This window comes from Amycolatopsis antarctica (assembly GCF_002262875.1).
In the GTDB taxonomy this organism is placed as follows: domain Bacteria; phylum Actinomycetota; class Actinomycetes; order Mycobacteriales; family Pseudonocardiaceae; genus Amycolatopsis; species Amycolatopsis antarctica.
In genome coordinates this window covers 1-5,293 of record NZ_NKYE01000034.1, presented here as the reverse complement: position 1 = coordinate 5,293, position 5,293 = coordinate 1, and the positions used below count along the sequence as shown (strand labels likewise).

Here is a 5,293-nt window from a genome sequence, read left to right as displayed (position 1 = left end):
GTTCGGCGGCGTCCTACTCTCCCACACCCCTTCGGGTGCAGTACCATCGGCGCTGGCAGGCTTAGCTTCCGGGTTCGGAATGGGACCGGGCGTTTCCCCGCCGCTATGACCGCCGTAACTCTGTGAAACCCACTATCCAATTTGTTCTGTATCCACATTCCCTGATTGTGATAGGGGTGTGGATGTAGAGTGGATGTGGTGTTTCAGAGCTGTAGAGCGGATGCGTAGCATGTTTGTGGGCAAGTCCTCGGCCTATTAGTACCAGTCAACTCAAAACACATTACTGTGCTTCCATTTCTGGCCTATCAACCCAATGGTCTGTTGGGGGCCTTAACCCATACGGGTGGGAGACCTCATCTTGGAACAGGCTTCCCGCTTAGATGCCTTCAGCGGTTATCCCTTCCGAACGTAGCTAACCAGCCATGCCACTGGCGTGACAACTGGCATACCAGAGGTTCGTCCGTCCCGGTCCTCTCGTACTAGGGACAGCCTTCCTCAAGTCTCCTGCGCGCGCGGCGGATAGGGACCGAACTGTCTCACGACGTTCTAAACCCAGCTCGCGTGCCGCTTTAATGGGCGAACAGCCCAACCCTTGGGACCTACTCCGGCCCCAGGATGCGACGAGCCGACATCGAGGTGCCAAACCATGCCGTCGATATGGACTCTTGGGCAAGATCAGCCTGTTATCCCCGGGGTACCTTTTATCCGTTGAGCGACACCCCTTCCACCAGGTGGTGCCGGATCACTAGTCCCGACTTTCGTCCCTGCTCGACATGTCTGTCTCACAGTCAAGCTCCCTTGTGCACTTGCACTCAACACCTGATTGCCAACCAGGCTGAGGGAACCTTTGGGCGCCTCCGTTACTCTTTGGGAGGCAACCGCCCCAGTTAAACTACCCATCAGGCACTGTCCCTGAACCAGATCATGGTCCGAGGTTGAGATTCCCAATTCGACCAGAGTGGTATTTCAAGATTGACTCCACAATCACTAGCGTGATCGCTTCACAGTCTCCCACCTATCCTACACAAGCCGAACCGAAAACCAATACCAAACTATAGTAAAGGTCCCGGGGTCTTTCCGTCCTGCCGCGCGTAACGAGCATCTTTACTCGTAGTGCAATTTCGCCGGGCCTGTGGTTGAGACAGCCGGAAAGTCGTTACGCCATTCGTGCAGGTCGGAACTTACCCGACAAGGAATTTCGCTACCTTAGGATGGTTATAGTTACCACCGCCGTTTACTGGCGCTTAAATTCTCAGCTTCGCCCCGAAAGGCTAACCGGTCCTCTTAACGTTCCAGCACCGGGCAGGCGTCAGTCCGTATACATCGAATTGCTTCTTCGCACGGACCTGTGTTTTTAGTAAACAGTCGCTTTCCGCTGGTCTCTGCGGCCAACTCACCCTAGCCTGCAAGAGGCTTCAGGTGCTTTGGCCCCCCTTCTCCCGAAGTTACGGGGGCATTTTGCCGAGTTCCTTAACCACAGTTCACCCGATCGCCTTAGTATTCTCTACCTGACCACCTGTGTTGGTTTGGGGTACGGGCCGCTCATGTTCTCGCTAGAGGCTTTTCTCGGCAGCATAGGATCACTCTACTTCGCCTCAATCGGCTACGCGTCACGTCTCGGCCTATATGGAACACGGATTTGCCTATGTTCCGGCCTACACGCTTACACCAGTACTACCATTCACTGGCGGAGCTACCTTCCTGCGTCACCCCATCGCTTGACTACTACAGAATCAGGTCCCACGCTCCACAACACGCTTCCGTCCGAAGACTTCCACATGCGCTTCGGGTGGTTAGTATCAACTGCCTCGTCAGGGACGAACATATGCGGGTACGGGAATATCAACCCGTTATCCATCGACTACGCCTGTCGGCCTCGCCTTAGGTCCCGACTTACCCTGGGCGGATTAGCCTGGCCCAGGAACCCTTGGTCATCCGGCGGCAGAGTTTCTCACTCTGCTTTCGCTACTCATGCCTGCATTCTCACTCCCACACCCTCCACGACTCGTTTACACGGCCGCTTCCCTGGATGCAGGACGCTCCCCTACCCATCCACACGACTGCACAAGGACCCGAAAGTCCAAGCGGATCACATGTGTGAATGACACAGCTTCGGCGGTGTGCTTAAGCCCCGCTACATTGTCGGCGCAGGACCACTTGACCAGTGAGCTATTACGCACTCTTTCAAGGGTGGCTGCTTCTAAGCCAACCTCCTGGTTGTCTGGGCAATCCCACATCCTTTCCCACTGAGCACACACTTAGGGGCCTTAGCTGGTGTTCTGGGCTGTTTCCCTCTCGACGACGAAGCTTATCCCCCGCCGTCTCACTGCCGCACTCTCACTCCACGGTATTCGGAGTTTGGTTGATTTCGGTAACCCGGTAAGGCCCCTAGACCATCCAGTAGCTCTACCCCCGTGGAGAAACATGCGACGCTGCACCTAAATGCATTTCGGGGAGAACCAGCTATCACGGAGTTTGATTGGCCTTTCACCCCTACCCACAGCTCATCCCCTCAGTTTTCAACCTAAGTGGGTTCGGTCCTCCACGACGTCTTACCGTCGCTTCAACCTGGCCATGGGTAGATCACTCCGCTTCGGGTCTAGACCACGCGACTCAATCGCCCTATTCAGACTCGCTTTCGCTACGGCTACCCCACACGGGTTAACCTCGCCACGCAGCACTAACTCGCAGGCTCATTCTTCAAAAGGCACGCCATCACATCGAAATGCTCTGACGGCTTGTAGGCACACGGTTTCAGGTACTCTTTCACTCCCCTCCCGGGGTACTTTTCATCTTTCCCTCACGGTACTAGTCCGCTATCGGTCATCAGGAAGTATTTAGGCTTACCGGGTGGTCCCGGCAGATTCACAGCAAATTCCACGAGCTCGCTGCTACTCGGGAACACCATCAAGATCCACAATCAGAGTTTTCGCGTACGGGACTCTCACCCTCTACGGTCACGTTTCCCAAACATGTTCCACTAACCCTGACGTGCACCCGGAAGACTGTCAGATCTTCCACAATGGGTCCCACAACACCGCATACACAACGCCTGACAGCTTGACATATACACGGTTTAGCCTCTTCCGCTTTCGCTCGCCACTACTCACGGAATCACGGTTGTTTTCTCTTCCTACGGGTACTGAGATGTTTCACTTCCCCGCGTTCCCTCCACACACCCTATATATTCAGGTGCGGGTAACACTCCATCACGAGTGCTGGGTTTCCCCATTCGGACATCCTCGGATCTCAGCTCGGTTGACAGCTCCCCGAGGCTTATCGCAGCCTCCCACGTCCTTCATCGGCTCCTGATGCCTAGACATCCACCATGTGCCCTTAATAACTTGACCACAAAGATGCTCGCATCCACTCTACAGTTCTCAAACACCACACCCAGAGCACAACACCAACGTGTTGCCTCAGGACCCAACAGCGTGCCAGCAAACATCAGAACCAGAATCTCACCACACACACTTTCCACACTCCCGAAGAAGCAGTACTCACATGCCAGCTCAACCCTCGAACCAACCTAGACCAGTAGTTCCACAATTCCTTGAGCAACCCAAACAGACACACATTCGGCATCTACATCTGAGCCACTCCGCAGCACTGATCCCGGGTATCCCAGGGACTACGGATGTGTTGCTCCTTAGAAAGGAGGTGATCCAGCCGCACCTTCCGGTACGGCTACCTTGTTACGACTTCGTCCCAATCGCCAGTCCCACCTTCGACCACTCCCCCCCTTACGGGTTGGGCCGTGGGCTTCGGGTGTTACCGACTTTCATGACGTGACGGGCGGTGTGTACAAGGCCCGGGAACGTATTCACCGCAGCGTTGCTGATCTGCGATTACTAGCGACTCCGACTTCACGCAGTCGAGTTGCAGACTGCGATCCGAACTGAGACCGGCTTTAAGGGATTCGCTCCACCTCGCGGTATCGCAGCCCTCTGTACCAGCCATTGTAGCATGTGTGAAGCCCTGGACATAAGGGGCATGATGACTTGACGTCATCCCCACCTTCCTCCGAGTTGACCCCGGCAGTCTCCCACGAGTCCCCGCCATAACGCGCTGGCAACGTAGGATAAGGGTTGCGCTCGTTGCGGGACTTAACCCAACATCTCACGACACGAGCTGACGACAGCCATGCACCACCTGTACACCAACCACAAGGGAAGCCCCATCTCTGGGGATGTCTGGCGCATGTCAAGCCCAGGTAAGGTTCTTCGCGTTGCATCGAATTAATCCACATGCTCCGCCGCTTGTGCGGGCCCCCGTCAATTCCTTTGAGTTTTAGCCTTGCGGCCGTACTCCCCAGGCGGGGCGCTTAATGCGTTAGCTACGGCACGGACAACGTGGAATGTCGCCCACACCTAGCGCCCAACGTTTACGGCGTGGACTACCAGGGTATCTAATCCTGTTCGCTCCCCACGCTTTCGCTCCTCAGCGTCAGTATCGGCCCAGAGACCCGCCTTCGCCACCGGTGTTCCTCCTGATATCTGCGCATTTCACCGCTACACCAGGAATTCCAGTCTCCCCTACCGAACTCAAGTCTGCCCGTATCGACTGCAAGCTGGAGGTTAAGCCTCCAGTTTTCACAGCCGACGTGACAAACCGCCTACGAGCTCTTTACGCCCAATAATTCCGGACAACGCTCGCACCCTACGTATTACCGCGGCTGCTGGCACGTAGTTAGCCGGTGCTTCTTCTACAGGTACCGTCAGTCACCCTTCGTCCCTGTCGAAAGAGGTTTACAACCCGAAGGCCGTCATCCCTCACGCGGCGTCGCTGCATCAGGCTTTCGCCCATTGTGCAATATTCCCCACTGCTGCCTCCCGTAGGAGTCTGGGCCGTATCTCAGTCCCAGTGTGGCCGGTCACCCTCTCAGGCCGGCTACCCGTCGTCGCCTTGGTAGGCCATTACCCCACCAACAAGCTGATAGGCCGCGGGCTCATCCTGTACCGCCGGAACTTTCCACACACCACCATGCGATGACATGTCCTATCCGGTATTAGACCCAGTTTCCCGGGCTTATCCCAAAGTACAGGGCAGATTGCCCACGTGTTACTCACCCGTTCGCCACTAATCCACCACCGAAGCAGCTTCATCGTTCGACTTGCATGTGTTAAGCACGCCGCCAGCGTTCGTCCTGAGCCAGGATCAAACTCTCCAACAATGAATAGTTTGGAATCCAGACTACAAAAGTAATCTCATCCTCAAAGGAACCTCAAACGAGGTTCAAAAATAAGCTCTACTGGCTTAGTTCACTAGCACACTGTTGAGTTCTCAAGCAACA

3 rRNA genes are annotated in these 5,293 nt (G+C 55.5%); all 3 read right to left on the bottom strand.

The features are described 5' to 3' along the window. Positions 1-117: ribosomal RNA gene (gene rrf, locus CFN78_RS28290) — 5S ribosomal RNA — on the bottom strand. Between the two features lie 118 nt (positions 118-235). Continuing rightward, a 23S ribosomal RNA gene (locus CFN78_RS28285) occupies positions 236-3,350 on the bottom strand. 303 nt (positions 3,351-3,653) lie between these two features. Next, positions 3,654-5,173, bottom strand: a 16S ribosomal RNA gene (locus tag CFN78_RS28280). Together the 16S, 23S and 5S rRNA genes form the textbook arrangement of a ribosomal RNA operon. Between the last annotated feature and the right edge of the window lie 120 nt (positions 5,174-5,293).